Below are 26,214 nucleotides of genomic sequence, written 5' to 3'. Positions count from 1 at the left end.
GCCGGGCGCCGGAGCGGAGCGCGGGGGCGGGTCAGTACCCGATCGAGCGCAGGTACTCGCGGGACTCGCGGATGCAGTCCAGCGGGTCGCGGCCGTAGGTGTCGTCCTGCTCGATGAGGAAGTACTCGGCGCCGGCCTTCTCCGCCGCCGGCAGCAGCGCGGGCCAGTTCATGTTGCCCTGGCCCACCTCCGCGAACTGGGACAGGGAGAGGAACACGTCGTAGAACGCCTTCCTGTCCATCTCCCCGGCCTCCATCTTCTCCACCGCGTCGGCGGGAAGGGGAGCGATGCGGAAGTCCTTGACGTGGATGAGCTTGCAGGCGCCCGTGTACGCCTCGAGCATGTCCAGCGGGGCCATCCCGCCGCGCTGCACCCAGTGCAGGTCCACCTCGAACAGCAGCGACGGGGCCACCCGGCGCACGATGTCGAAGATGCGCTCGCCGTCGAACTGGATGAGGTCCACGTGGTGGTTGTGGTAGCAGAGCGTCACTCCCTGCTCCGCCAGTCGGGCCGCGTACGGCTCCACCGAGGCGGCCCACTCCTCGCAGGCCTCCTTAGACGTCATCGCGCTGAACGGCATCATGCCGATGCGCAGGAAGCGGGCACCGGTGCGGCGGCAGGCGTCCACGGCGCGGTCGAACTCGGTCTCGAGCGCGAAGCCGTTGCCGCCGGGCGCGATCGAGGCGCTCATCGCCGCGGTCTCCACGCCGAGCTCCTCCCGACCCCGCACGAGGTCGTCGATGAGCTGGTCGGTCATCTCCACCTGGGAGACCTCGACGGCGTCGATGTCGAGCTCGCGCACCTGGCGCAGCACCTCGTACATCCCTGTCTCGTTGATCTGGTCCTTGAGCATCATGAGCTGGAGTCCGAGGACGGGCATGGGGTACTCCTTCGTGGGTGGCGGTGGTGCGGGGTGGGCGACGTGCGGAGAGGGGCGCCGCGGGCCGGCGGCGTGCTGACGACGGGCCGGCCCGGGGCAGAGGACTCTCAGGAGCGGGTGGGGAACGTCCCCTCCTCCTCGATGCGGGCGTTCAGCTCGGCGAGGTACTCCTCGGCGGGGTAGTCGACCAGGTCGATCTCGCGGCCGGTCCAGGCCGAGAGCTGCATGCCGGAGGCGAGGCGCACGCCGTTCAGGCCCTCCGCGCCGTCGGCGATCAGCGGCGTGCCGTGGTTGACGTGGGCGGCGAAGTTGGTGAGCACCTCGATGTGCTGGACGCCCCAGGCGGACTCGTACTCCTTCTCCTCCACCGTGTAGAGCGTGGAGGGATCCAGCTCGCCGCGGAACAGCTGGGACACCTCCTGCATGGTCATCTTCTCGGAGAGGACCCGCTCGTCCTCGGAGAGGCGGTACACGGTGACCTTGGTGGACTTGTCGACCACCACCTTGCCCTTGTCGAACAGCAGCTCGAGGCGGTCGGTGCCGATCACGTCGTTGGTGGAGGTCATGAAGTGGCCGGTGACCCCGTCGCCGAAGTCGACCAGGGCATTGACCTCGTCCTCGGTGGCGATGTCGCGCCGGAAGCCGAAGGCGAGCTTCGCGAACACCTTCTTCGGCGCGCCGGCCAGCCACTGCCACAGGTCCAGCTGGTGGGGTGCCTGGTTCACCAGCACGCCGCCGCCCTCGCCGCCCCAGGTGGCGCGCCAGGCGGACTGGTCGTAGTAGCCCTGCGGGCGCCACCAGGAAGTGATGATCCAGGAGGTGTGGCGCAGCGCCCCGAGCTCGCCGGAGTCGATCAGCGCCTTGAGGTCGGTGTAGACGGGGTTGGTGCGCTGGTTGAACATGATCGCGAAGGTGGTCTCTGGATGGGCCGCCGCGAAGGCGTTCATCTCCTCGACCTGCTTCGTGTACACGCCGGCGGGCTTCTCGGTGAGGGTGTGGATCCCCTTGCCGAGCGCGGTGATGGTCATCTCCGGGTGCAGGTAGTGCGGCACCGTGGTGACCACGGCGTCGACGTCGCCGGAGTCGAGCATGGCGAGGTAGTCGTCGTAGAAGGGCACGTCCGGGTGCTTCTCGGCGGCGAGCTCCTTCTTGGCGGGGTCGGTGTCCGCGATCGCGCCGAGGCTCATCCCCTCGACCTTCCCGTCGCTGATGACGCCGGCGTACATGCCGCCCTGGGCGCCGTATCCGATGATGCCGAGGCGGACGGTCTTCTCCGACATGGTGTCTCCGTTCCTGTGGTGGTGGGTGGTGGGTGGTGCGGTGGATGCGGGAGCCGCGCCCGAGGGGCGCGGCAGGTGATGCGACGGCGGCGTGGTGGGACGGGCGGCGCGCGACGGCGTCGAGGCCTGCGGCCCGTCCCGCGCGAAGCGGGACACGGCGAGCCCGACGGGAATGCGGTTGCCGCCGTCGACGAGCCTATACGGCTCGACGGCCCCGTGCAGGGCCGTCGAGCCGCGAGGCTCAGGACTGCTCGGTGGTGGAGGCTGCGGAGGCGTGGCGCTCGGCGAGGACCGCGACGTTCTCGTCCACCCGCTTCTTGGACAGCGGGTACCAGAACAGCAGCGCCAGCAGCGAGGCCGCCAGGAGCAGCGCCGGGACCAGGGTGCCGAGGGTGTAGATGCCGTCGAGCACGGACTGGGTCTGGACCACGCCGCCGGATTCGTAGCCGATCCAGCCCAGCGCCCAGCCGGTGAGGCCGCCCGCGATGGCCTGGCCGAGCTTGCGGGACCAGGAGTACATGCCGTACACGGTCGCGTCGTTGCGCTCCCCGGTGCGGATCTCCTGCAGATCGATGACGTCCGTGATGAAGGCCCAGATGAGGATGTTCAGCGCGGAGACGCCGAGCATCAGCAGCGCGTAACCCACCATGAACACGTACGGACTGTCGGTGCGGAGCACGAACAGCACCACGCCGGAGGCCACGGCGAGGACGAGTCCCACGATGCCCACCTCGCGCTTGCCGAAGGTCTTCGCGAGCTTCGCGGCGACGGGGACCAGCAGAAGGGTGGGGGCCAGGCCCACGAAGTTCACGATGCTCAGCAGCTGGCCGTCGTTGAAGTACTCGTTGAGCATGTACGGCATCATGCCGCCCAACATCATGAAGGCGACGAGCATGAACAGTGCGGTGACGATCAGCCCGGTGAGGCCGCGGTTGGTGAGCATCGTGCCGAGCGCCGCCCACAGGCTCTGGCGATCCGCGCGCTCCTTCGGCGGCGTGGTGATGCGCTCCTCGACGTTCACGAAGCACAGCAGGTAGCAGAGCACGCCCAGCACCGCGCAGCCGAGCGCCGCCCACATCATGCGGGTGCCGTCCATCGTCGACTGGCCCGAGACCTGCACGAACACGATCAGCGGCAGGATCACCGAGATGGCGATGTTGGCGAGGGTCGCCCCCAGGGAGCGGAACACGGACAGCGAGGCGCGGTGCCCGGGATCGTTGGAGATCACCGAGGCCATCGAGCCGTAGGGGATGTTGATCAGGGTGTAGAAGACCGAGCCCCACAGAAGGTAGGTGACGATCATCCATGCCAGGCGGGTGCCGTAGGCGCCGTCGGCCACGAAGGGGGAGAACATGAGGAAGGCGGCGCCGGTCACCGGGATCATGATCCGCAGCAGCCAGGGCTTGAAGCGACCGGAGCGGCCGGGGCGCAGGGTGTCGATGAGGCGGCCCGCACCCACGTCGGTGAAGGCGTCCAGCAGGCGCGCGGCGAAGAGCAGTGTGCCCACGTGTGCGGCGTTGATGCCCATCACGTTGGTGTAGAAGATCAGGAAGAAGGTGGACTGGAGGAGGAACGTGAAGTCGTTCCCCCAGTCGCCGAACATGTAGCCGATCTTGTCCCGCCAGCCGAACGGTCGCGTGGCGACCTGGACCGGGGTCTGCGGCGACGGCGGCTCCGTCGCGGGATGGGGGGTGTGGGTGCTCGTCATCGTGCTCCTCCGACTCGTCCTCGAGATGCGCGGGCGGCCGTCGCCGGGAGGCGGGGCGGCGCGGGTCCGCGGGGTCCAGCTGAGGGGCTGGACGAATGCTCGAAGTCTGGCCAGTTGCCATGAGCGGAGGGGCGAGTTGCCAGTCGTTGCATCCGGCGCCACCTTAGCAGGAAAAAGCTTTCCCGAGGTTCTCAGCAGGTGGCGGGCCGATTCTCGGATCGACGCGCGGGGAGAGGGTGGGGTGCCTGCGAGGCGCAGCGGTGGCGAAGGGGTGCAGAATGCCGCCTGTTGCCATCGCGCGTCGTAGCGCGAGCTGGGGCGAGCCGGGGCCGGCGGCCACACGCAGCGGCCGTGCCGCCACGTGCAGCGGCCGGGCCACCCGTGGGGGTGGCCCGGCCGTGCGGCGAGGTCGTGCCGCGCGCGTCGCTCCCGGAGGGACGAGGCGCGAGGCGGAGAACCTCGGGTGGAGGGGCGATCCTCAGTAGAGGTTGAGGAAGGTCTGCAGGACCTCCACGGTGCCCTCGTCGATCTCGTCGGAGCCGTTCTGGGTGGCGCCGATCTCGTGCTGGAGGCCGGCGACGGTGTTCTCGCCGATCACGCCGTCCTGGGAGGTCTTCGCCCAGGCCTGGAGCGCGAGGGTGGTCTCCTCATCCATCTCGCCGGTCTGCTCAACGCCCAGCCAGTCCTGGAGGGCGGTGATGGTCTTCGGGCCCATCGTCCCGTCGACCTCGAGCGTGCCGGCCACCGACAGGTCCGGCGTGGCCTTCGAGCCCGGAGCGCCCTGCTCGGAGGCCTGCGGGGCGGCCTGCTCGGCCGGCTCCTGAGCCGGCTCCTCGGCAGGCGCGGTCTCCTTGGTGAAGCCGTTCTCGTCGCAGTTGTCGGCGATGCCGTCGCCGTCGCAGCTCCAGTCGCCCTGCGGCGCGGAGCTCTCGCGCTCGGTGGAGCGGGTGGACTGCTGCTCCTGCTCGCGGCTCTCGGTGGACTCCTGTGAGGTGGACTCCTGCTCGGAGGCCTGCTGCTCCTCCTGCTCGGCGCTGGGGGCGCCGGAGGTGTCGGCGCCGCCGCTGAGGGCCACGCCGCAGTTCGGCCAGGCGCCCGCACCCTGCATGCTCAGCAGGGTCTCCGCCGCCGCGATCTGCTCGCTCTTGGAGGCGAGATCGGCGCGCTCGGCGTACTGCAGGCCACCGGCGGCCTCCCAGGAGGACTGCGAGAACTGCAGTCCGCCGTAGTAGCCGTTGCCGGTGTTGATCGACCAGTCCCCGCCCGACTCGCAGGCGGCGACCTCGTCCCAGCCAGTGGCGGCGCTGGCAGAGGTGGAGGTGGCCACCAGCATCCCGGAGGCGACCACGGCGCCGCCGGCCAGGGCGACGGCGGAGCGGGTGAGGCCTCGGCGCATGAGCGCGGCCTTGGAGGTCCGGGTGGCGTGCGTGCTGTGCGTGGGCATGACCACGTCCTTTCGCATCTCTCGCGTATCTCGCGGTGACGAACGGCGGCCAACCTAGGGGATGGGGCCCCGGGGCGGACAAGGGGGCGCGGGGGCACCTGGCGCAGTCTTGACCCGGATTGTCAGTGTTCATGGCACCGGCGTCGGCCCATGGGGCCGCTGCGACCTGCGGTGATGCGCAACCTGTGCAGGGTCGTGATGGTTTTGTGATCATTGACCTCGCGGTGTCCGCCAGGTCACGTCCCTGAACGGTCGCTGGGGGTCAGCTCTCCGTCGGCGGGTCGAGCGCCGCCGCGGCGGCCGCCCGATGCTCCTCCTCGCCGGTCTCCAGCGCGTAGAGGCCGTAGGCGAGCGGGGAGGCGGAGAGCATCGCCGCGCAGTGCTCGGCGATCCGGGGCCAGGGCCGGCCGCCACCGGCCGTGTAGTGCTCCAGCGCCACCTCGAACACCTCCTGCGGAGCGCTCGACGCCAGGAACATCAGATCCGTCGCCGGATCGGTGACCGCGGCCGTGGTCCAGTCGAGCACCGCCGTGATGCGTTCGTCGCGCACCAGGGTGTGGGCCGGGTAGATCTCGCCGTGGGTGAGGACGGTGTGATCGGGCCACAGCGCGTCGTCCGCCAGCCACTGCTCCCAGCGCTCCCGCAGCGCCGGGGCGATCGAGAAGTGGGCGGCGACCCGCTCCAGGTCCGCGTGCCGGCGCGGGCGCAGGGCATGGGGCTCGAGCACCTCGACCCCGGTGCGGGCGGCGGCGTCCGCGTCGACGGCGTGCAGCTGCGCCAGCAGGTCTCCCAGGGCGGCGGCGTACACCCGCGAATCCTGCGGGACGGTCCAGGTCACGCCGCCCTCGGCAGTGAGGGACAGCCCGGGTTCGCCGGGCAGGAGGGGGTAGGCGATCAGCTCCTCGGAGCGGACCTGCCAGTCGGGGACGGCGACGTCGAGGCGAGGGCGGACCAGGTCCAGCAGCCGTCCCTCCACCTCGGCGCGCGCCAGCACATCCGGGCGGCGGGGAATCCGCAGCACCCAGTCCTCGCCGTCGACCGTGCGGCCGAAGGCCACGCGGAAGTCGAGCCCCATCTCCTCGGTGCGGAGGCTCGCGGGATCGAGGTCCAGCTGGTGGGCGGCGGCGAGGCGCAGCAGAGCCTCGCGATCGGCGGGGGAGAGGTCCTCGGGCACCCGTCCAGTCTGGCACGGGGGCGCGCCGCCGGCGAGGCCGGCGTCGCGCCCCCGTGCGGAGCCGGTCAGTCGCGCGCGGCGGCGTGCTCGGCGCGGGCCTGCTCGCGCTCGCGCCGCTTGGCCTCCTTCGCCTCCCGCAGCTCCTTCTCCCGGGCCACCGTGATCACGGTGCCGCTGGGGTCGGTCGCGACCGTGCCGTCGGGCCGGGTGACCACGAGGCCGTCGGGTTGCTCGTCCGAGCGCTCGCCGCGCTCGTTGAACTCGGTGCGACGGTCGTGGACAAGGTGGGCGTCCGCCAGCAGCTCGCGCACGTTCTTCTCCGCCACGACCATGCCCTGGAACCTCTCCGGCAGGCCGTCGATGATCTTCTCGTGCGCGATCATGCGGTCGTACATCGCGTCGCGCTTCCGCTCGAACTCCGCGTAGGTCATCTCGAGGTAGGCCTGCGCCTCGCGGTGCGCATCGTTGACGGCCGCCTGCGCGCGACCCTTGGGGGACATCAGGGAGGCGAGCACCGTGATGGTGAGGACGCCGATGATCACGGTGAGGGACAGGGACGTGGTGATCTCGGGGATCGCGTGCACCGGCTCGCCGCCGTTGATGAAGCCCAGATCGTTCTCGTGCAGGGCGTGGATCACGAGCTTCACACCGATGAACGCGAGGATGAGGGACAGGCCGTAGGAGAGGTACACCAGGCGGTCGAGCAGCCCGTCGATGAGGAAGTACAGCTGCCGCAGCCCCAGCAGCGAGAAGACGGTGGCCGTGAACACGATGTAGGTGTTCTGGGTGAGGCCGAAGATCGCCGGGACGGAGTCGAGGGCGAACAGCAGGTCGGTGCCGCCGATGGCGATCATCACCAGCAGCATCGGGGTGAGCACGCGCTTGCCGTTCTCGATCGTGAACAGGCGGTCGCCGTCGAACTCGTCGGTGGCGGGGAGGACCTTCTTCACCAGGCGGACGAAGAGCGCATCCCCCTGCTCCTTCTCCTCGTCCTTGAACTCCTCCAGCAGCATCTTCGCGGCGGTGTACAGCAGGATCGCGCCGAAGATGTAGAACGCCCAGGCGAAGGCCTCGATCGCGGCGGCGCCCGCCAGGATCATGCCGGTGCGGGCGATGATCGCGAAGGTGATGCCGAACAGCAGCACCTTCTGCTGGTCCTCGCGAGGCACGGAGAACGCGCTCATGATCACGAGGAACACGAAGAGGTTGTCCACCGAGAGGGCCTTCTCGGTGACGTACCCGGCGAAGTACTCGGTGCCCATGGTGCTGTCGCCGAGGACGAACACGCCCACGCCGAACAGCAGGGCGACGCCCACGTAGATGGCGGACCAGATCGCCGCCTCGCGGATCGTGGGGATGTGCGCCTTGCGCACGTGGAAGATGTAGTCGAAGGCCAGCAGGCCGACGATCAGGACGATCGTGAGGATCCAGATCGTGGGGGAGACGGTCATGAGGGGGTTCTCCAGGGTCGCGTGATGGACCCGGGTCTCTCCGCCCGCCGGTCTCCCGGACGGGCCGCTGCGCCCGGAGGACCGTCGTCAGTCCCCGTGATGACGGGCGCAGCGCGACGGATACTCCCCCGTTGCCGCGGGCCAGTCTACACGGCGCGCCCGCGCGCCCGGCCGCCGAGCGTGGAGGATCACCCCGTGCGGCGCGCGCCGCACGGGGTGGGGGCCGAGGCGCCTGGGACCGCCGGCCGGAGGGCCCCGGCCTCGGGCCGCGGCCGGGTCACTCCCGCCGGGAGTCGCCGGACATCGACCCGATGCTGTTGGACGGCGTGGTCCCGTCGCGCCAGCGCAGCAGCGCCCCCACGCCCTCGGGGATCCTCGCGGTCTCCTCGCGCAGTGCGGACACGGCGGCGTCGGTGGCGAGTGCGGCGCGCAGCAGCTCCTCGATGCCGGCTGGCTCGTGCCCGCTGACGAACACCAGCTCCTCGACCTGGCCGCGGGCGAGGGCCTGGGAGACCTCTGCCGCGCCGCCGACGGAGGCGCCGTCGCGGGCCTGGCTCTCGTGGAACCGCTCGGCGAGGTCGCGCTGCCGCCCCGCGATGAACTCCTCGGTGGCGCGGCCGATCTCCTCGCGGAACGGGCCCCGGTCCAGCGGGGCGCCGCGGGAGCCGCCGGAGACCTCGATCAGCCGCTCACGGGTCTCCCGCCCCAGGGCGTCGCGGAGCAGTCCCAGCGCCCGCACGTCCCCGCTGACCATCACCATGTCGACGTTCCGCGTGCGCAGGACCCGCTCGACCGCCTCGGCCACGGCGTCGGCGTTGCGCTCCCAGGAGTCCTCCACCCGGGCCTCGAAGTTGTCGGCCCGCCAGCCGTGCTGCGGCCCTCCGCCCACGCTCGCCTTGTGCAGGACGTCGTGGCCGCCCTCCACCGTCGCGTCCTCGCCGAGCCCGTTCGGTCCGTGCGCGATCGAGGGGTTCTCCGGCGCCCTCAGGTGCAGGTCCGCTCCCGCGCGGTCCACCACCACCAGCAGCTGGCTCACGGCGAACGGGATCAGCTGCAGCAGCGGCAGCAGCTGCGGGAACTCGCCGCGGTGGGCGGATTCGTGCAGCGGCGGCGCCGGCAGCACCCGGTCCACGAGGATCCCGTCGTCGGAGGCGAACACCGAGCGCCCGTGGCGGCCTCCGAGAGGCGAGGGGGTCAGCACGGACTCCTCGATCTCGGCGAGCAGGGCCGACGGAGTGCCGTCGGCCGCGAGCCGGGAGCGCATCTGCGCCCACCGTGCCTCGAGCTCGGAGGCCGCCGAGGGATCGGTGCGCGTGGTGTCGAGATGCACCGAGACGAGGGGACCGTGGCGGTCGAGGACGGGCGTGAGCCAGGGCAGTTTCACAGGGACCTCCAGCATGCTCGACGTGCGGGGCACCTCACGACCGGTTCGGCATCAGCGCCCCACCTGGGTCCGCTCAACCATTCCACGCGGGGCAGGGCGCCGCAAGCGATTCCGCGGCCTCCCGGCCACGGCGCCGACCGGGCGGCGACCCCGCCGCGAGGCGGTTCCCGGCGCGGGAGGGGCCGGTGAGCCGACGGGCGGGCTCAGAAGGTGAATCCGCGGAAGAGGAGCACGGCGAGTCCCAGGCCCACCACCAGGTTCACGAGGGTGGCGGCGGCGAACACCGCGATCGGCTTCCAGCCCGCCTCCTTGATGCTGCCCGCGTCGAACTCCAGGCCGATCGAGACGAAGGCGAGGGTGAGCGCCCAGACCTGCAGCTCCTTGGCCGCGTCCTGGCGCGGCTCGAGCAGCGCGGCGGGCATCGACTCCGCCAGCACGGTGGCCACGACCGAGGCGAGCAGGAAGCCGAGCACGAACTTCGGGAAGCGCTGCCAGAGCATCGCCAGCGAGCGTCGGTCGCCGAACCGGCGCGCGCCCCCGGCGGCATCGCCCGCGACCTTGACGGAGAAGTAGAGGGTGAGCAGCACGGCGACCACGCCCAGCAGGGCGTTCTGGGTGACCTTCACGATCGAGGCGATCTGCAGCGGCTGCTCGCCGGCGACCGCGCCGGCCGCGGTGACCGCGGCGGTGGTGTCGATGTTGCCGCCGATCCAGGCTCCGGTCACGGCGGGGGAGAGGCCCATCAGGCCGGCCAGCCACGGCAGCAGGAAGATCGCCGGCACCGCGAAGACGATCACCAGGGTGGCGGTGTACGCCAGCTGCTCCTTCTTCGCCTCGACCGCGCCCGCCGCGGCCACGGCGGCGGAGACGCCGCAGATGGACAGCGCCGAGGCGAGCAGCGCCCGGAGCCTGTCGTCCACGCCGAGCAGGCCCGCGAACCACCAGGTGAACGCGAACACCACGGTGATCAGCAGCACCGCCTGCAGCACGGCGGGCCCGGCGGCCCGCACCACCACGGCGAAGTTCACGCTCGCCCCCAGCAGCACCAGGCCCACCTTGATGAACAGCTCGGTGCGGAACGCGGCGGCCATGCGCCGGCGCACCCCGGTCACCGAGAGCACGGCGTTGGCGGCGAAGCCGAGGGCGATCGCGTACACGGGGTACTCGATGGACCTCGCGATCCTGCCGAAGCCGGTGCCCTCGGTGAGCGCCGGCACCTGGTCGGTGAGCACCGAGACGAGCCCGGCGAGGCCCACCACGATCACCAGGCCCGCCGCCGTCCACCCGAGCCCCGCCCGCGGGGACGGGGCACCGCCCGTCCCGTCGCCGGTGCCGGTCCCCTCTGCGGTGCCGGTCACTGCGGCGGTGCCGTGTCCGGCGGCGGCGCTCGCGGCGGCGCCGGTGCGCTCCGCGGCGCTCACGGGATCAGCTCCGGGGCGATCAGGCCGGCCATGCACGCGCCGAACAGCACGAGCCCCACCAGGGTCGCGATCCAGTCCTCGCCGAGGGAGAACCGCTTGTGGTCGTCGGGGATGTCGGGGCGCTCGGTGCAGCTCACCGTGGTCTCCTCGGGGCTCGGGGCGTCCCGCCGGGCGGGACCTTCCCGGCACTCTAAGCCATGGCCCGCCCAAAGCCCCCGTGATGACCGCAGGTGCCTCCAGGCCTTCCCCGGCTCGTCTCCGCGCGGTCAGGCCCCGTTCGCGCGCCGGACACCCGCGCTGTCGGCCACCGCCCGCCAGTCCTCGGCGAGGGAGTCGACCGTGGCGTGCGCGTTCAGACCGCTGGGCTGGGGGACCACGTGCAGTGCGACCTCCGCCGGCCAGCCCGGAACCAGCGCCGGATCCTGCCGGCCCAGCCGGGCGCGGGGGAGGTCGTAGGCCAGGCGGAAGGCGGTGATGCCGGCGATCGCGACGGTGCGGGGGCGCAGGGTGTCCATCCGTGCCACGAGTCGGCGGCCGGCCTCGCGCAGCTCCTCCCGGCCGAGCTCGTCCGCGCGCGCCGTGGCCCGGCCCAGGAGGTTCGTGATCCCGATGCCGCGTTCGCGCAGGTCCCGCTCGTCGGCGGGGTCGAGGCCGTAGGAGGCGTCCACCGCGCGGGCGGTGAGCCCGGCCCGGTGCAGCGAGGGCCAGAAGCGGTTGCCGGGCCGGGCGAAGGGGGCGTTGACCGCGGCGGTCCAGAGGCCGGGGTTGATCCCCACGATCAGCAGGCGCAGGGTCTCGCCGTGCTCCGGGTCCGGGAGGACGTCGTCGATCGCGTCCGGATCCTCGGTGGCGAAGGCGGCCAGCTCCTGCCGGGTGGGCCGGCGGCCGGCCAGCGGGGAGGGGCGGCGGGCGTTCATCGCCTCACCGTACCGCGCACCGCGGGGGCGGCCGCGGGGTCGTACGCTGGCCGCATGCGCTGCGCCGACGCCGGCTGCCTGCACGTGATCGCGGGGCCCATGTTCGCCGGGAAGACCGAGGAGCTGCTGCGCCGGGTGCACCGGGCGCAGCTGGCGGGCCTGCACGTCGAGGTGGTGGGCCACCGGCTCGACGACCGCGGCGGCGCCGGGCGCCTGTCCACGCATGCCGGTCGCAGCTCCCCGGCGCGGATGCTGGCCGATGCCGCGCAGCTGCGCGAGACGATGGCCGGGGCGCGCCCCGACCTGCTCGCGCTGGACGAGGCGCAGTTCTTCGGCCCGGCCCTCGTGCCCGTGCTCGAGGAGCTGCTGGAGCGCGGGATCGACGTGGTGGTGGCCGGCCTGTGCGTCACCTACGAGGGCGAGCCCTTCGCGCCGCTGCCCGCGCTGATGGCGAGCGCGGAGGAGGTGGTGAAGCTGACCGCCGTGTGCACGGTGTGCGGGGCCGACGCGGCCTTCCACGTGCGGCTGGTCCAGGACGGTGCGGAGGCGCTGCGCGCCACGGCGGAGCAGGTGGGCGGGGCGGAGTCGTACCAGGCCCGCTGCCGCGGTCACCGCGTCGCCGACCGCTGAGACCGGCCGACCGCTGGGACCCGTCGGACGACGGGGGCCGGCCGGACGCGGTGGGACTCAGAGCACGGGCTCGCCGTCGATCTCGTCCAGCACGATGCCGTCGAGATCCCACTGGCCGTCGATCCGCCGCACGTAGTAGCTCAGGGTGGCCTCGAGCTCCTGGCCCTCCACCTGATGCCTCTCGGTCACCGTGAAGATGGCGTATCCCCGGCGGTTGGTCCTGTCGTCGACCTCGAAGTCGATGCTGGTGGCCGAGCCGACGGCCTGCTCGAAGGCGTCGCAGCCGGTCACCCCCGCCGCCTCGCGGAAGGCCGCGGTGGTCGAGTCCATGAACAGCTCGCAGTCCTGGGTCTCCAGGGAGGAGTAGTAGTCCTCGAGGGTGGCCTGCGGATTGCCGCGCGTGAGCAGCTGGATCGCGATGATCACCCCGAGCACGGCCACCACCAGCAGGCCCACGGCACCCACACCGGCCAGCAGCAGCCAATGCCAGAGCGGGCGGCGGGGACGGGAGGCCGGGGACGGGGCGGAGGGGCCGGACGGCGGTGCGGTGGTCATGGCGTTCTCCGGGACCGGGGAAGGAGTTCCCCGCCAGTATCGACGCTCGGGGCGCGCGGCGCGAGGGGGAGCTCCCCCCGCCCCGGACCGGCCGCCCCGCCCGCGACGGCGACGGCGAACGCGCGGCGCGGTCCCGGCCGTCCGCGACAGGGACGCCGCGCCCGCGGCGGCCGCGGCAGTCGATAGCCTGGTGGGCATGATCGTCGTCGCAGACAGCGGACCCGTCGGAGCACCCACCAGCAAGGACGGAGCCGGATTCCTCGCGCCCGCGGCCGTGCTCTGCCACGGCGTCGCGGGGGAGCACGGCGACGCCGCCCTGCCGGCGATCCCGGGGCTCGCCGGGGTGGCCGGCCGCACGATCGCCGCCGGCGACGTGCTGCGCTGGTTCGTGCATCCGGTGCTGGACGCCGCACAGACCTGGGGCGCCACCCATCTCGCGCTCGACCTCGTGCTCGACGACGGCAGCCGCCTCTCCGAGCACGCCCCGCGCGACCAGTACGGCACCCTCGCCACCGCAGACGGTCTCGGCGAGGGCCGGATCCTCTTCCCGGACCAGTGGAACGACGTGCAGGTGCCGCTCGAGGGGCTCGTCGGCCGGCGCATCACCGAGGTGCGAGTGGTGCTCGAGGCCCCGCACGACCCCGAGGCCGACCTCGAGGACGGTGCCGCCCCGAGCGGCGCGCTGAGGACGGAGGAGGCGGACCAGGTGCTCACGGCCTGGATCGACGGCCCCTACCTGGGCCCGCGGCCGCAGGACCCGCCGCTCGAGGACCCGGTGGCCTGGGTGGACACCCGCCGCGGCAGCCATGCCTCCGGCGCCTTCTCCCGCGGGAACACCCTGCCGCTGGCGGCCCTGCCCAACGGCTTCGCGATGTTCACCCCGGTCACCGATGCGCGCACCCGGCGCTGGCTGTACGAGTACCACCGGGCCAACGGGCCCGACAACCGGCCGCGGCTGCAGGGGATGGCCGTGTCCCATCAGCCCAGCCCCTGGATGGGCGACCGTCTCCAGTTCCTGCTCATGCCGCTGCTGGGCGCGGAGCCGGACGCCACGCCCGCGGCCCGGGCCCGCGGCTTCGACCACGGCCGCGAGACGGCGAGACCGGACCTCTACGAGGTCGCGCTCGACGGCGGGATCGCCCTGCGCCTGGCCCCCACCGACCACGGCGCGCTGTGCGAGATCGACCTGCCCCCGGGGCAGGAGCAGGGCCACCTGCTGCTCGAGGGCGTGGACGAGCGTGCCCGCCTCGACGCCTCCGGCGCCGTGTTCGACGGCCGGGTGCAGACCTGGGTGGACGTCACCGGCGATCACCGCGCCGACGGCGCGACCCGCATGTACGTGCAGGCCCAGGTGGAGCCCGCCCCGGTCTCGGTGGCGCAGGCCCGCGGGGACAGCGGCGGGAGCGTGCTCAGCTTCGCCCCCGGCACGGAGCGCGTCACGCTGCGGCTGTCCACCAGCTACCTCGGCCAGGCCCAGAACCGGCGCACCCTCGCCCAGGAGCTCGAGGGCCGCACCTTCGAGGACGTGCGCCGCGCGGCGCACGCCGCCTGGACCGAGCGTCTGGGGGTGATCGAGGTGCCGGAGGCCACCGGCCCCCAGCGCCGCACCCTGTACGGCAACCTCTACCGCCTGAACCTGTACCCGAACTCGCACTGGGAGAACGCGGGCACGGCACAGCGGCCCGAGCCGGTGCACGCCAGCCCCGTGCTGCCCACGAAGGGCGAGGCCACCGATCAGCGCAGCAACGCGCAGGTCGTGCCCGGCCCCCTGTACGTCAACCACGGCTTCTGGGACACCTACCGCACCGCCTGGCCGGCCTACGCCCTGCTGTATCCGCAGCGCGCCGCCGAGCTGGCCGACGGCTTCGTGCAGCAGCATCGCGAGGGCGGGTGGATCGCGCGTTGGTCCTCCCCGGGCTACGCCGATTGCATGACCGGCACCAGCAGCGACATCTCCTTCGCCGATCTGCAGGTCAAGGGCGTGCCGCTGCCGGACCCGGTCGCGGCCTACGAGTCCGGGCTGCGCAACGCCACCGTCGCCCCCGCCTTCGCCGAGGTGGGGCGGAAGGGCAACGAGCGCGCCGTGTTCACCGGCTTCGTCGACTCCTCCACCCCCGAATCGGTCTCCTGGACGCTCGAGGCGCACATCAACGACGCCGGACTCGCCGCCCAGGCGGCGCTGCTCGCCGAGCGCGCGGAGCGCGACGGAGAGGAGCGCGAGGCCGCCCGGCTGCGGGAGGAGTCGCACTACCTCGAGGCCCGCAGCCGGAACTATCCGCTGCTGTTCGACCCGGCGATCGAGTTCTTCCAGGGCAGGCGCGCGGACGGCGCCTTCGCGCAGCGCCCCGAGGAGTACGACCCGCGCCGGTGGGGCGGGGACTACACCGAGACCGACGGCTGGAACTTCGCCTTCCACGTCCCGCACGACGGCGAGGGCCTCGCCGCGCTCTACGGCGGCCGCGAGATGCTGCGCGGCCGGCTGGAGGAGTTCTTCGCGACGCCGGAGCGGGCCGATCGGCCCGGCAGCTACGGCGACGTGATCCACGAGATGGTGGAGGCGCGCGCGGTGCGGATGGGCCAGTTCGGCATGTCCAACCAGCCCTCCCACCACATCCCCTTCCTCTTCCACCACGTGGGCGCGCCCGAGGAGGCCTCCCGGATCGTGCGCGAGGTGCAGCGGCGGCTGTTCGTGGGCGAGGAGATCGGGCAGGGCTATCCGGGGGACGAGGACAACGGCGAGATGAGCGCCTGGTGGCTGCTCACCGCGCTGGGCCTATACCCGCTGCAGCTGGGCACCGGGCGCTACCACCTCGTGGCACCGCTGTTCCCCCGCGCGCAGGTGCGCCCCCTGGGCGGCGAGCCCTTCACCGTGGTGGCCGAGGCCCAGCGGCCGGAGGACACCTGCATCACCGCGATGACCGTGGACGGCGAGGACCACCCGCAGGCATGGATCGACCATGCCGCCCTGCGCGGCACCCTGCACCTGCAGCTCGGGGCCGAGCCGGGCGGCTGGGGCGAGGTGCCGCCCTCGCCCACCGCGCCCGGTGAGCGCCCGCAGCCGCTGCGGGACCTGTTCGCCTCCGACCAGTCGGATCCGCTGCGCGACGACGACGCCCGCACCGAGCGCAGCTTCCCGGCCGCGCGGGCCGTGATCGACCTCCCGGAGCTGGGCGAGCCGCAGCAGGCGCAGTTCCTCACCCTCACCTCCTCCGCCTCCGAGGGCGGTGACCCGATCGCATGGCGCCTGGAGGGCTCCGATGACGGCGAGAGCTGGGAGCTGCTCGACGAGCGCACCGAGGAGCGCTTCCGGTGGCGCCGCCAGACCCGCCCCTTCGAGATCCGTGCACCGCGCCCCTGCCTACATCACCGTCTGGTGGTCTCCGCCTCCCAGGGCCCGCTGCGGCTGTCGGAGGTGGAGCTGCTGGCCTGAGCGGGCACCGCCCGGCGTGCCAGCCCGGCGCGCCCCAGCAGGGGCGTGCCTGCACGCCGATCCCGCAGGGTCCACGGCAGCGTCATCAGCGCCCACACCGCCGCGATCAGCACCGCCTCGACCAGCAGGTACCACGGCCAGGGCCCCAGCACGTCCAGCAGCGACGGCCCGCTGGGAGCACGGTTGAGGTAGCCGTAGTTGGCACCGGTGAGCGCATTGCCGGTCATCGCGAGCGCGGCCCAGCCCACGGTCACGGCGTAGGCCGCGACGTACCCCCGCCAGGTGGGGCGGATCCCCAGCCCCCACACCAGCACCGTCGGGGCGAGCACGCCCGCGCCGTGCGCCAGCCAGTACTCCAGGAACTCCAGCGGCACCCACACGAAGTAGTTCACGTCCGGGGTGAGCACGGACTGCATGTTCAGCGTCAGCCCCCAGTACCAGCTCACCACCACCGCCCACGGGGCCCGGGTGATCAGCGCCAGCGGCACCAGGAAGCGCAGCGCGTCCGAGTAGTGCAGCGGCAGCGACTCGTCGATGTTCCAGGCCCAGGGCATGACCCCCCAGGCCGTCCAGAACACCGCGTTGGCCAGCAGCACCCAGCCCGCTCCGCGCAGCACCCGCTCCACCCGTGCGGCCGGGGTGCGGCGCGCCCAGAGCACCAGGCCCAGCGCGGCGAGGACGAGCAGCGCCAGCATCGTCAGGTGCGCCCCGCCGTAGGCGGGCATCTGGCCCAGCGGGCCGTCGGCGCGCAGCAGCGGGTCGTGGAGCCTCACGGAGCCGAGCATACGAGGAGCGCCCCACCGCGGTGGGGCGCTCCCGGCGACCGGTGCGCGGAGCCGGTCAGGCGGCGGCGCCGGCCCGACGGGCGCCGAGCTCCTTGAGCACGGTCACCAGCAGGGCGGAGACCAGCGTCCCGGCGAGGATCGCGAGCACGAAGCCCCACACGGGGGAGATCGCGAAGGCCACGAAGATGCCGCCGTGCGGGGCCTGGGACCCCACGCCGAGCGCCATCACCAGTGCGCCGGTTACCGCGCCGCCCGCCATCGAGGAGGGGATCACGCGCAGCGGGTCCGCGGCGGCGAAGGGGATCGCCCCCTCGGAGATGAACGCCGCGCCGAGCAGCCAGGCGGTGGTCCCGTTCTCCCGCTCCACCGGGGAGTAGAGCCGGCGCCGCACCACGGTGGACAGCGCCATCGCCAGCGGCGGCACCATGCCGGCGGCCATCACGGCGGCCATGATCTGGAAGGAGGCCTCGGTGCCCTGGGAGAGCCCGGCGGTGGCGAACAGGTACGCGGCCTTGTTCACCGGCCCGCCGAGGTCGAAGCACATCATCAGCCCGATGATCACGCCCAGCAGGATCGCGGAGGAGCCGGACATCCCCGTGAGCCCGTCCTGCAGCGCGGTCATCAGCGCCGCCAGCGGGCGGCCCAGGAACAGCAGCATCAGGCCGCCCACGAGCAGGGTGGTGAGCAGCGGGATGATCACCACCGGCATCAGCCCGGCGAGCCAGCGCGGCGGGGCGAGAGTGGTGAACCACAGGGCGATCAGCCCGGCGAGCAGGCCGGTGATCAGCCCGCCCAGGAACCCGGCGCCCACGGCCACGGAGACCGCACCGCCGATGAAGCCGGGGGCGATGCCGGGGCGGCCGGCGAGCCCGAAGGCGATGTAGCCAGAGAGCGCGGCGACCAGGAAGCTCATGCCCAGGCTGCCCAGCGTGAACAGCACGGCGCCCAGGTAGAGCGCGAGCCCGGAGCGCTCGGTGAGCATGGTCCCGGCGGTGCCCTCGTACTGCTGGGCGTCGGGGAGGGAGGACAGCGAGGAGCCGGTGGCCACGTCCTGGGCGACGAAGGCGACGTCGAAGCCGCCGATCAGGAAGCCGAGCGCCATCAGCAGACCGCCCGCGGCGACGAACGGGATCATGTAGGACACGCCGGTCATCACCGCGCCCTGGATCCGGCGCGGCCAGGACTGGGAGGACTCGCCGCCGGAGCCCTCCGCGGGCGCCTCGCCGCCGCCGGCGGGGACACGGCGGGACGACGGATCCGCGGCGGCGGCGACGGCCTCGTCGATCATCGCCGGGCCGTGGGAGATGGCCCTCTTCACCGGATGCTCCACGAGAGGGAGCCCCGCGAAGCGCTCCCTCCCGGAGATGTTGACGTCCGCCGCGACGATCAGCGCGCTCGCCGCCGCGATCTGCTCAGGGGTGAACGGGGTGATGCCGCCGGAGCCCTGCGTCTCCACGTGTAGCTCGACGCCCTTCTCCTTCGCGGCGTTCTCGAGGGACTCGGCGGCCATGTAGGTGTGGGCGATGCCGGTGGGGCAGGAGGTGATCGCGAGCAGCACCGGGGCGCCGTCCACAGCCGACTCGCCGGGGGCGGCGGCAGTGACCGCGGCGTTCGCAGGAGCGGCCTCTGCGGCGGCTCCCGCGGTCGCCCGCTGCGGGCCGGGGCCCTCGTCGGACGGCCGGGCGTCCTGCTCCGGTGTCTCGGGGGCGGGCTCGAGCACGCCCATCACGAGCGCGGAGGCCTCCGCGGGCGTGCCGGCGCCGCGCAGCGCGGCGAGGAACTCGGGGCGGATCAGCGCGCGCGAGAGCTGCGCGAGCAGCTGCAGGTGCTGGTCGTCGGTGCCCGCGGGGGCGGAGATCGCGAGGACGAGATCGGCCGGGCCGTCGGCGGCGCCGAAGTCCACCGGCTCGCGGAGGCGCACCAGCGCGAGCGCCGCCTCGTGCACCGCCTCGGTGCGGCAGTGCGGGATCGCGAACCCGCCGGGCATCCCGGTGGCGAAGGACTCCTCGCGGGCGAGCAGCCCGGCCTCCAGCCCGTCGCGCTCGGCGCGGCCGGTGGCGGCGATGAGATCGGCCATCAGGCCGATCACGGCGTGCTTGTCGCCGGGAGGATCGACCTCCAGGCGCACCAGGTCGGGGGTCATCAGGGGAGCGGACATCGGTTCTCCTTCGAACGGGCTCATCCGCGGGGCGGGATGAGGAGGGGCCGGGGTGTCGGCGGGATCAGAGGGCGCGCACGCGGGCCGCGTCCACGCGGACCTGCTCCGGGCGGGGGATGGTGGTGCCGGGCAGGCCCACGGCGGCCGTCCCGTAGGCGAGCGCGAGGGCGAGGCGGGCGCCGGGGTCGGCGCCCCGCTCCTGGGCGATGAGGTAGCCGGCGGTCGCCGAGTCCCCGGCGCCGACGGTGGAGAGGACAGGGCCGGGCGGGGACGGGCTGTACCACGCGCGCCCCTCCGTGGCGAGCAGCCCGCCGGCGCCGCCCAGGGTGACCAGCACGGCACCCACGCCGCGGTGGTGGAGATCCAGCGCGGCGTCGCGGATGCCCTCGAGGCGGCCGTCGGCGGCGTCCTGTTCGAGGGCCACGCCGTCGGTGCCGAGGATCTGGCCGAGCTCCTCCGCATTGGGCTTGAGGACGTCCGGCGCGATGCCCGGCAGCGCCGCGGCGAGAGCCGCCAGGGGCGCGTCGGAGGTGTCCACCCCCACCCGCGCGCCGCGAGCGTGCAGGCGGTCGACCAGGTGCACGTACGTCTCCGCCGGCAGTCCGGGGGCCAGCGAGCCGGAGAGCATCACGCGGTCCCCTGGGGAGGCCGCCTCCAGCAGCAGCTCCTCGAGCGCGGCCGCCTCCGCGGCGTCCAGCCGTGCGCCCGGCTCGTTGATCTTGGTGGTCAGCTGCGGGGTGGAGAGCACGGTGAGGTTGGTGCGCACCCGGCCCGTGCTCCGGGAGGCGCGGTGGGGGAGCCCCTCCGCCTCCAGCAGGGCCAGCAGAGGGTCGTCCGCGGGGGCGGGCAGCACGGCGATCACAGGCAGGCCGGCGCGGTGCACGCCCAGGGCGACGTTGATGCCCTTGCCTCCCGGCTGGGTGGACTCCTCGGCGATGCGGTGCACGCCGCCCGGGGTGAGCGGCCCGCCCAGGTCGACCGTGCGGTCGAGGGAGGGGTTGGCGGTGAGCGTGAGGATCATGCCAGGTGCACCTCCACCCCGGCCTCGGCGAGCGCGCGGCGCAGCGGCTCCGGCGGCGCGGCGTCGGTGACCAGCGCGTCGACGTCCTCGAGCGCGGCGAAGCGCACCAGGTGGCGGGCGCCGAGCTTGGAGGAGTCGGCCAGCACCACCCGCTGCGCGGCGGAGCGGACCATCGCCGTCTTCACCGCGGCCTCGTCCGGATCCGGGGTGGTGGCCCCCTCGGCGTCCAGACCGTTGCAGCCCAGGAACACGACCCGGGGATGCAGCGCCCGCAGGGCGTCCACGGTGGCGGCCCCCACGGCGGCCTGCGTGGTGGGGCGCACCCGGCCAGGCAGCACGTGCACCGCGAGATCGGTGTGGACCAGGGCGCCCTGCGCGATGGCGGGGGCGTTGGTGATCACGGGGCCGCGCCGTCCGGCGAGATGGGGGAGGAGCTCGGCGGTGCTGGTGCCGGCGTCCAGCAGCACCGCGGCCTGCTCGTCGCGGGGCAGCAGGGCGGCGGCGGCGAGGGCGATGCGGCGCTTGGCGTCGATGTGGGTGACGCGGCGGGCCTCGAGATCCGGCTCAGCCTCGCGGCGGGGGATCGCCCCGCCGTGCACGCGCTCGAGCAGGCCGCGTTCGGCGAGCTCGTCGAGGTCCCGCCGGATGGTCTCGGTGGCGACCTCGTGCCGGGCGGACAGGTCCGCGACGGTGATCCGGCCCGTGCTCGTGAGCTCCTCGAGGATCAGACGGCGTCTCTCTGCGGCATACATCGGCTGCTCACCTGCTTCGTCGACCAGTGGCAGGCCGCGTGCGGCGGCCTCGGTGCCGTAACTCTACGCCCGAAAACCACACAAAGCAACAGTGGGAATGCGTGGCAAATGTGGGGCATTGTCGCGGTCGCCCGGGGGAGGAGGCCACGACTGCGCGCCGGTTCTCCCGTGCGGCGCCGGGATGTGTGGGGCCCGCCACTGCAGTGGCCGCGTCCCTACCCTGGAGGAACCATGAACGTCCCCGCCCAGAAGAAGGCGGGGCGGCGCACGCCCGCCGCGGGCGGCGGCTCGCCCGAGAACGTGGCCGCCGCCGCCGACGAGTACGCCGCCCAGCAGCATCGCCGCGTCTATGCCGCACGGCGCCAGGCGCGCCGATTCCTCGACGAGGTGAGCTACCCGCACAGCATCCACCCCGCGCTGGTGCCCGGCGTCTCGGTGGAGGACCAGAAGGTGCGCTACGGCATTGACCGCGGCGTCCTGGTGGCCGTGGGCGCGCTGATCGTGGGCTTCGTGGCCTGGGGCGTGCTGGCCCCGCAGCAGGTCTTCGACGTCTCCAGCGCGGCGCTCGCCTGGGTGATGGAGAACTTCGGCTGGGTCTTCAACGTCATCGCGATCGGCATGGTGATCGTGCTGCTGGTGATCGCCCTGTCCCGGTACGGGAAGATCCCGCTGGGGCTGGACGGGGAGAAGCCCGAGTTCGGCACCGGCTCCTGGGAGGCGATGCTGTTCGGCGCCGGCTTCGGCATCGGCATCATCTTCTTCGGCCCCTACGAGCCGCTCACCTTCTCCCTCTCCCCGCGACCGGGGGCCGAGTACGACGCCGGGTCGATCGCCGCGATGAAGGGCGCGATCGCGCAGTCTGCCCTCCACTGGGGGATCAACGCCTGGGCGATCTACGCCGTGGTGGGCCTGGCCGTGGCGTACGTGTCCTTCCGCCGCGGCAGGGTGCCGCTGATGAGCGCGATCGTGGCCGGGCTGTGGGGCGGCAGCACCTCCTCCCTGCCCAGCCGGATCATCGACGGGCTCGCGATCATCGCGACACTCTTCGGCACCGCCGCGTCCCTGGGCATCGGCGCCATGCAGATCGCGGGCGGGGTGCAGATCGTCACGGGCCTGGGCACCGCCGGGAACGCGGCGGCGATGCTCATGATCATGGTGCTCACCGCCGGCACCATTGCCTCCGCAGTCTCCGGCGTGAACCGCGGCATCCGCTGGCTGTCGAACATCAACATGATGCTCGCGCTGCTGCTGGCGGTGTTCATCTTCGTCGTCGGCCCCACCGTGTTCCTGGTGAACATCATCCCCGGCGCGATCGCCGAGTACCTGGGCTCCCTGGCCGCGATGCTCGGCGCGAACATGGCCGAGGGCGAGGACATGCAGGGCTTCCTCTCCTCGTGGACCACCTTCTACTGGGCCTGGTGGGTGAGCTGGGCGCCCTTCGTGGGCGTGTTCACCGCGAAGATCTCCCGCGGCCGCACCATCCGCCAGTTCGTGCTCGGCGTGCTGCTGATCCCCTCCAGCATCATCATCCTCGCCTTCGCCGTGCTGGGCGGCACCTCGGTCTGACTGCAGCGCCGGGCCAGCGAGCTGGACGCCGCCGGGAACACCGTGGGGATCTCAGATCCCTCCGGGGCGATCGCGACCGACGGCACCGTCGACTCGCTGCCGGCGCCGGCGGAGATCTTCTTCGCCGTGGTGGATCAGCTGCCCGGCGGGACGGTGATCTCCGCGATCGTCATCGTGATGCTCGCGATCTTCTTCATCACCTCGGCCGATTCCGCCTCGCTGGTGAACTCGCAGCTCTCGCAGAAGGGCAACCCCTCCCCGAATCGCCTGGTCACCGTGTTCTGGGCGCTGTGCATGGCCGGGATCGCCATGGTGATCCTGTTCTTCGGAGGGCAGAACGCGCTCGCCGGCCTGCAGAACCTCATCGTGGTGACGGCGCTGCCCTTCGCCGTCATCCTCATCCTGATGGTGGTGGCGCTGATCAGGGAGCTGCGCAACGACCCGATGATGATCCGGGACCAGTACCAGGAGGTGGCGATCGAGAACGCGGTCAAGCAGGGCGTGGCCGAGTACGGGGACCACTTCGCGCTCGCCGTGGAGCCCACCGCCACCGACAGCGACCTCGCCACCGGCGCGGAGTTCGACTCCACCGCCATGGAGGTCACCGAGTGGTACGCGCGCACCGACGAGGGGGGCAACCCCGTCGCGTACGACTACGAGCGCGGGGTCTACCTCGGCCTCGACGGCGAGCCCCTGGAGGAGGACGACGGCGAGGCCGGCCCGACGGACGCCCCGTCGGACGGGCGGTAGCACGGGACCCCGGGGCCGGGCGGGCCGGTGCGCCCCGCCCCGGGGCGCGGCTGAGGGATCGGCCATGCGCCCCCGGCGCAGCGCGGCGCGGAGCGCTCCCCGGCGCTACCATCGGAGCCCTCCGCGCCCACGATCCCCAGGAGCAGTGACCCGATGACGCAGGCCTACCACGCCGATTCCTCCGACCTCGTCGAGAAGGAGGTGCTCACGTGGGAGCTGTTCGGGACCGCCTCCCGGCAGCTGGCGCAGACGATCGCCGACTCCGACTTCACGCCGGAGATCATCATCGCCGTGGCCCGCGGCGGTCTGCTGCCGGCCGGCTCGCTCTCCTACGCGCTCGGGGTGAAGCTCTCCGATGCCATCAACGTCGAGTTCTACACCGACGTGCACGAGACGCTCCCGGACCCGGTGCTGCTCGCGCCGATGCTCGACACCGAGTCGATCCGGGGCAAGCGCCTGCTGGTGGTCGACGACGTGGCCGATTCGGGCCGCACCCTCGCGCTCGTGCTCGACCTGCTGCGCGAGATGGGCGCCGACGCCCGCAGCGCGGTGCTCTACGCGAAGTCCGCCTCGGTGGTGGACCCGGACTTCGTGTGGCGCCGCACGGACGAGTGGATCGTCTTCCCGTGGTCGGCCGAGCCGCCGGTCACCGCGACGGAGGAGTGACCGCCCCGGTCTCGCCGGCGGCGGAGCCGTCGTCGGTCTGATCCTCGGCGGCCTCGCCGGCCGCGGCCTCGGCGGGGGAACCCTCCTCGCCGTGGTGGCCGATCGGCAGCACGTGCACGATCGCCGCCGCCACCGAGCCCACGAGCAGGCCCAGCAGGAACGAGAAGAAGGTGTTCACCAGCCAGGCGAGCACCCCGCCCACCCCGGCCGCGCCCGCCACGATCTCCTCGAGGTGGTGCACGAACCCGTACGGCTGGGCCAGGCCCAGCTCGTGTGTGCCCACCAGCAGGATGTGGCCGCCCACCCAGAGCATCGCGATCATGCCCACGTAGCTGATCACGTCCATCACGCGCGGCATCGCCCGCACCAGGCCGTCGCCGAAGCGGCGCCGGGCCTCGGGGGCGTCCTCGTCCTGCGCCATGGCCAGACCGATGTCGTCCATCTTCACCAGCAGGCCCACCGCGCCGTACACCAGGGCGGTGATGCCGAGGGCGATCACCGCGAGCACGGCGGCGCGCATCCACAGGCTGTCGGTGTCCACCGAGTTCATCGAGATCACCATGATCTCGGCGGAGAGGATGAGGTCGGTGCGCACCGCGCCGGAGACCACCTTGTCCTCCGCGGCGGCGCCCTGCGCGCTCGCGGGAGCCTTCTTGGGCTTCCCCCGCACGAGCTCGATGATCTTCTCCGCGCCTTCGAAGCTGAGATAGAGGCCGCCGAGCATGAGGATCGGGGTGAGCAGCCAGGGTGCGACCACGCTCAGCAGCAGCAGCGCGGGCAGGATGATCACGAACTTGTTGCGCAGCGAACCCTTGGTGATCCGCCAGATGATCGGCAGCTCCCGCTGAGGCTTGATGCCCTGGATGTACTGCGGCGTCACCGCGGCGTCGTCGATCACCACGCCCACGGCCTTCGAGCCGGCCTTGGCGGAGGCGGCGGCCACGTCGTCCGCGCTGGCGGCGGCCAGGCGCGCGATCGCGGCGACGTCATCGAGGAGTGCGGCGAGTCCACCGGCCATGCTGGGTCCCTTCGTGCGGCGTGAGCCGCTGGGGCGGCGGCCGCGCCCAGGATAGCGGGGCTCCGGGGAACGGCCGAGCGGGCCCCGGCTCCACCGAGCGCGAACATCGCCGGCCGGCCCTCGACCTGGGGCGCGCACGGTGACAGGGTGGGGCCATGGATATCGCACTCATCGGAGGACATGGCAAGGTCGCACTGCTCGCGGCGCCGCTGCTCGTGGAGGCGGGACACACGGTGCACTCCGTGATCCGCAACCCGGAGCACGCCGCGGAGGTCGAGGCGACCGGCGCCCAGGCGGTGCTCAGCGACATCGAGAGCCTGGACGCCGGGGGCTGGGACGAGCTGCTGCGCGGGAGGGACGCCGTGGTGTGGTCTGCGGGGGCCGGCGGCGGGAACCCGGAGCGCACGGTGGCCGTGGACCGGGACGCGGCGATCGCGTCGATGGACGCCGCCCAGCGGGTGGGCGCCGAGCGCTACGTGATGGTGAGCTACTTCGGGGCCTCGCTGGAGCACGGCGTGAGCGAGGACAACCCCTTCTTCGCCTACGCCGAGTCGAAGGCCCGCGCCGACGAGCACCTGCGGGGCACCGACCTCCGCTGGACCATCCTCGCACCCTCCCGGCTCACCCTCGAGGAGCCGTCCGGTCGGATCGACACCGCCGCCGCGGAGGGCGGGAGCGTCTCCCGGGGCAACGTGGCGCGCACGATCGTCGCGGCCCTCGAGCGGCCCGCGACCGTCGGCCGATTCCTCCCTTACAACGACGGCGAGCAGGAGATCGGCGCCGCCCTCGACGCCGCCTCCTGACGCACGGCCCGGCCCGCCGCGCCGTGCGGCACGACCCCACGACCCCGGCAGCTCCTCGCTGCCGGGGTCGTGCGCGCGCGCGGACGGCTCAGCCGGCGATGCGGAACCCGGTGGCGCCGCGGGGCGCGTCTCGGCGCACGTCCACGCCGTCCACCCGGGCGGTGCTCGGCCCGCGGCGCAGGTGCGCGATCATCGCCTCGACGGCCTCCGGAGGCCCTTCCACATCGGCCTCCACCGAGCCGTCGAGCAGGTTCCTCACGGTCCCGGCCACGCCGCAGCGCGAGGCCGCCGCGGCGGCGTCCATCCGGTAGCCGACGCCCTGCACCCGGCCGTGCACACGGACGATCCGTCGCACGGGCGCGCTGCCCTCCGGGGTGCTCTCCACGTGTCCCTCCTGTACCGCGCGACGTGCCCGAGCCAC

General features: G+C 72.9%; 21 protein-coding genes and 1 pseudogene. 5 read left to right on the top strand and 17 right to left on the bottom strand.

Annotation, left to right across the window (positions count from 1 at the left end; all coding sequences use genetic code 11):
• Positions 1 to 31: 31 nt before the first annotated feature.
• The 10 genes from DWV08_RS08590 to DWV08_RS08550 form a co-directional block, all read right to left on the bottom strand.
• Positions 32 to 880 (bottom strand): sugar phosphate isomerase/epimerase family protein, encoded by an 849-nt coding sequence (locus DWV08_RS08590; RefSeq protein WP_115413410.1) that lies wholly within the window; start codon positions 878 to 880, stop codon positions 32 to 34.
• A 107-nt stretch (positions 881 to 987) separates the two neighbouring features.
• Positions 988 to 2,160 carry a Gfo/Idh/MocA family protein gene (locus DWV08_RS08585; RefSeq protein ID WP_115413409.1) on the bottom strand — a complete coding sequence of 391 codons (1,173 nt, stop codon included), beginning with the start codon at positions 2,158 to 2,160 and terminating at the stop codon, positions 988 to 990.
• 241 nt (positions 2,161 to 2,401) lie between these two features.
• Positions 2,402 to 3,868, bottom strand: a complete 1,467-nt coding sequence (locus DWV08_RS08580; protein ID WP_115413408.1) for an MFS transporter — start codon at positions 3,866 to 3,868, stop codon at positions 2,402 to 2,404.
• A gap of 478 nt (positions 3,869 to 4,346) precedes the next feature.
• Positions 4,347 to 5,312, bottom strand: a complete 966-nt coding sequence (locus DWV08_RS17275) for a transglycosylase family protein (protein ID WP_115413407.1) — start codon at positions 5,310 to 5,312, stop codon at positions 4,347 to 4,349.
• A gap of 262 nt (positions 5,313 to 5,574) precedes the next feature.
• Positions 5,575 to 6,486, bottom strand: coding sequence for a macrolide 2'-phosphotransferase (locus DWV08_RS08570; protein WP_241237192.1), 912 nt, complete (start codon positions 6,484 to 6,486; stop codon positions 5,575 to 5,577).
• Positions 6,487 to 6,551: 65 nt separating this feature from the next.
• Positions 6,552 to 7,937: a TerC/Alx family metal homeostasis membrane protein gene (locus DWV08_RS08565; RefSeq protein ID WP_115413406.1), complete on the bottom strand. Its 1,386-nt coding sequence runs from the start codon at positions 7,935 to 7,937 to the stop codon at positions 6,552 to 6,554.
• A 277-nt stretch (positions 7,938 to 8,214) separates the two neighbouring features.
• Positions 8,215 to 9,321 (bottom strand): baeRF2 domain-containing protein, encoded by a 1,107-nt coding sequence (locus DWV08_RS08560; RefSeq protein WP_115413405.1) that lies wholly within the window; start codon positions 9,319 to 9,321, stop codon positions 8,215 to 8,217.
• A 203-nt stretch (positions 9,322 to 9,524) separates the two neighbouring features.
• Positions 9,525 to 10,742 (bottom strand): YeiH family protein, encoded by a 1,218-nt coding sequence (locus DWV08_RS08555; protein ID WP_115413404.1) that lies wholly within the window; start codon positions 10,740 to 10,742, stop codon positions 9,525 to 9,527.
• Positions 10,739 to 10,879: a hypothetical protein gene (locus DWV08_RS16895; RefSeq protein WP_164740360.1), complete on the bottom strand. Its 141-nt coding sequence runs from the start codon at positions 10,877 to 10,879 to the stop codon at positions 10,739 to 10,741. The genes DWV08_RS08555 and DWV08_RS16895 overlap by 4 nt, the downstream gene beginning before the upstream one ends.
• A gap of 129 nt (positions 10,880 to 11,008) precedes the next feature.
• Positions 11,009 to 11,659: a mismatch-specific DNA-glycosylase gene (locus tag DWV08_RS08550; RefSeq protein ID WP_115413403.1), complete on the bottom strand. Its 651-nt coding sequence runs from the start codon at positions 11,657 to 11,659 to the stop codon at positions 11,009 to 11,011.
• Between the two features lie 54 nt (positions 11,660 to 11,713).
• Here DWV08_RS08550 and DWV08_RS08545 point away from each other — a divergent pair, with 54 nt between their 5' ends.
• Entirely contained in the window at positions 11,714 to 12,289 is a 576-nt protein-coding gene (locus DWV08_RS08545; RefSeq protein WP_115413402.1) for a thymidine kinase, read from the top strand.
• 57 nt (positions 12,290 to 12,346) lie between these two features.
• Here DWV08_RS08545 and DWV08_RS08540 read toward each other — a convergent pair whose 3' ends face one another.
• Positions 12,347 to 12,844: a hypothetical protein gene (locus DWV08_RS08540; RefSeq protein ID WP_115413401.1), complete on the bottom strand. Its 498-nt coding sequence runs from the start codon at positions 12,842 to 12,844 to the stop codon at positions 12,347 to 12,349.
• Positions 12,845 to 13,040: 196 nt separating this feature from the next.
• On the opposite strand from DWV08_RS08540, the gene DWV08_RS08535 reads away from it, so the two are divergent.
• On the top strand, positions 13,041 to 16,274 hold the full coding sequence (locus DWV08_RS08535) for a GH92 family glycosyl hydrolase (RefSeq protein WP_115414964.1): 3,234 nt from the start codon (positions 13,041 to 13,043) through the stop codon (positions 16,272 to 16,274).
• Here the strand turns inward: DWV08_RS08535 and DWV08_RS08530 are convergent.
• The 4 genes from DWV08_RS08530 to DWV08_RS08515 form a co-directional block, all read right to left on the bottom strand.
• The gene (locus tag DWV08_RS08530) at positions 16,208 to 17,047 is read right to left on the bottom strand and encodes a YwaF family protein (protein ID WP_241237191.1); all 840 of its coding nucleotides are present in this window, start codon (positions 17,045 to 17,047) and stop codon (positions 16,208 to 16,210) included. The two genes, DWV08_RS08535 and DWV08_RS08530, sit on opposite strands and share 67 nt — an antisense overlap.
• Positions 17,048 to 17,114: 67 nt before the next feature.
• Positions 17,115 to 19,217: a PTS fructose transporter subunit IIABC gene (locus DWV08_RS08525; RefSeq protein WP_115413399.1), complete on the bottom strand. Its 2,103-nt coding sequence runs from the start codon at positions 19,215 to 19,217 to the stop codon at positions 17,115 to 17,117.
• A 64-nt stretch (positions 19,218 to 19,281) separates the two neighbouring features.
• Positions 19,282 to 20,238 carry a 1-phosphofructokinase family hexose kinase gene (locus tag DWV08_RS08520; RefSeq protein WP_115413398.1) on the bottom strand — a complete coding sequence of 319 codons (957 nt, stop codon included), beginning with the start codon at positions 20,236 to 20,238 and terminating at the stop codon, positions 19,282 to 19,284.
• Positions 20,235 to 20,990, bottom strand: coding sequence for a DeoR/GlpR family DNA-binding transcription regulator (locus DWV08_RS08515; protein WP_115413397.1), 756 nt, complete (start codon positions 20,988 to 20,990; stop codon positions 20,235 to 20,237). Before DWV08_RS08515 ends, DWV08_RS08520 begins: the two co-directional genes overlap by 4 nt.
• 108 nt (positions 20,991 to 21,098) lie before the next feature.
• Between DWV08_RS08515 and DWV08_RS08510 the strand changes: the two are divergent.
• Both DWV08_RS08510 and DWV08_RS08505 read left to right on the top strand, forming a co-directional pair.
• Positions 21,099 to 23,306: pseudogene (locus DWV08_RS08510) on the top strand (BCCT family transporter).
• A 153-nt stretch (positions 23,307 to 23,459) separates the two neighbouring features.
• Positions 23,460 to 23,972: a phosphoribosyltransferase gene (locus DWV08_RS08505; RefSeq protein WP_115413396.1), complete on the top strand. Its 513-nt coding sequence runs from the start codon at positions 23,460 to 23,462 to the stop codon at positions 23,970 to 23,972.
• Here the strand turns inward: DWV08_RS08505 and DWV08_RS08500 are convergent.
• A complete protein-coding gene (locus tag DWV08_RS08500) occupies positions 23,953 to 24,990 on the bottom strand; it encodes a DUF808 domain-containing protein (protein WP_115413395.1) in 1,038 nt (345 codons plus the stop codon). The genes DWV08_RS08505 and DWV08_RS08500 overlap by 20 nt on opposite strands.
• Positions 24,991 to 25,145: 155 nt before the next feature.
• Between DWV08_RS08500 and DWV08_RS08495 the strand changes: the two genes are divergently transcribed.
• Positions 25,146 to 25,793, top strand: a complete 648-nt coding sequence (locus DWV08_RS08495; protein WP_115413394.1) for an SDR family oxidoreductase — start codon at positions 25,146 to 25,148, stop codon at positions 25,791 to 25,793.
• A gap of 88 nt (positions 25,794 to 25,881) precedes the next feature.
• On the opposite strand, the gene DWV08_RS08490 is transcribed toward DWV08_RS08495, so the two are convergent.
• Positions 25,882 to 26,178 carry an acylphosphatase gene (locus DWV08_RS08490; protein ID WP_241237190.1) on the bottom strand — a complete coding sequence of 99 codons (297 nt, stop codon included), beginning with the start codon at positions 26,176 to 26,178 and terminating at the stop codon, positions 25,882 to 25,884.
• Positions 26,179 to 26,214: the final 36 nt, after the last annotated feature.

This window comes from Brachybacterium saurashtrense, assembly GCF_003355475.1.
Classification (GTDB): domain Bacteria; phylum Actinomycetota; class Actinomycetes; order Actinomycetales; family Dermabacteraceae; genus Brachybacterium; species Brachybacterium saurashtrense.
This window is presented reverse-complemented; position numbering and strand designations above follow the sequence as displayed.

Excerpts from the sequence above, each read along its gene's own strand:
- DWV08_RS08550 (WP_115413403.1), bottom strand. The coding sequence starts at position 11,659 with ATGAACGCCCGCCGCCCCTCCCCGCTGGCCGGCCGCCGGCCCACCCGG.
- DWV08_RS08525 (WP_115413399.1), bottom strand. The coding sequence starts at position 19,217 with ATGTCCGCTCCCCTGATGACCCCCGACCTGGTGCGCCTGGAGGTCGAT.
- DWV08_RS17275 (WP_115413407.1), bottom strand. The coding sequence starts at position 5,312 with ATGCCCACGCACAGCACGCACGCCACCCGGACCTCCAAGGCCGCGCTC.
- DWV08_RS08585 (WP_115413409.1), bottom strand. The coding sequence starts at position 2,160 with ATGTCGGAGAAGACCGTCCGCCTCGGCATCATCGGATACGGCGCCCAG.
- DWV08_RS08535 (WP_115414964.1), top strand. The coding sequence starts at position 13,041 with ATGATCGTCGTCGCAGACAGCGGACCCGTCGGAGCACCCACCAGCAAG.
- DWV08_RS08515 (WP_115413397.1), bottom strand. The coding sequence starts at position 20,990 with ATGTATGCCGCAGAGAGACGCCGTCTGATCCTCGAGGAGCTCACGAGC.
- DWV08_RS08500 (WP_115413395.1), bottom strand. The coding sequence starts at position 24,990 with ATGGCCGGTGGACTCGCCGCACTCCTCGATGACGTCGCCGCGATCGCG.
- DWV08_RS08505 (WP_115413396.1), top strand. The coding sequence starts at position 23,460 with ATGACGCAGGCCTACCACGCCGATTCCTCCGACCTCGTCGAGAAGGAG.
- DWV08_RS08590 (WP_115413410.1), bottom strand. The coding sequence starts at position 880 with ATGCCCGTCCTCGGACTCCAGCTCATGATGCTCAAGGACCAGATCAAC.
- DWV08_RS08540 (WP_115413401.1), bottom strand. The coding sequence starts at position 12,844 with ATGACCACCGCACCGCCGTCCGGCCCCTCCGCCCCGTCCCCGGCCTCC.
- DWV08_RS08545 (WP_115413402.1), top strand. The coding sequence starts at position 11,714 with ATGCGCTGCGCCGACGCCGGCTGCCTGCACGTGATCGCGGGGCCCATG.
- DWV08_RS08565 (WP_115413406.1), bottom strand. The coding sequence starts at position 7,937 with ATGACCGTCTCCCCCACGATCTGGATCCTCACGATCGTCCTGATCGTC.
- DWV08_RS08580 (WP_115413408.1), bottom strand. The coding sequence starts at position 3,868 with ATGACGAGCACCCACACCCCCCATCCCGCGACGGAGCCGCCGTCGCCG.
- DWV08_RS08495 (WP_115413394.1), top strand. The coding sequence starts at position 25,146 with ATGGATATCGCACTCATCGGAGGACATGGCAAGGTCGCACTGCTCGCG.
- DWV08_RS08520 (WP_115413398.1), bottom strand. The coding sequence starts at position 20,238 with ATGATCCTCACGCTCACCGCCAACCCCTCCCTCGACCGCACGGTCGAC.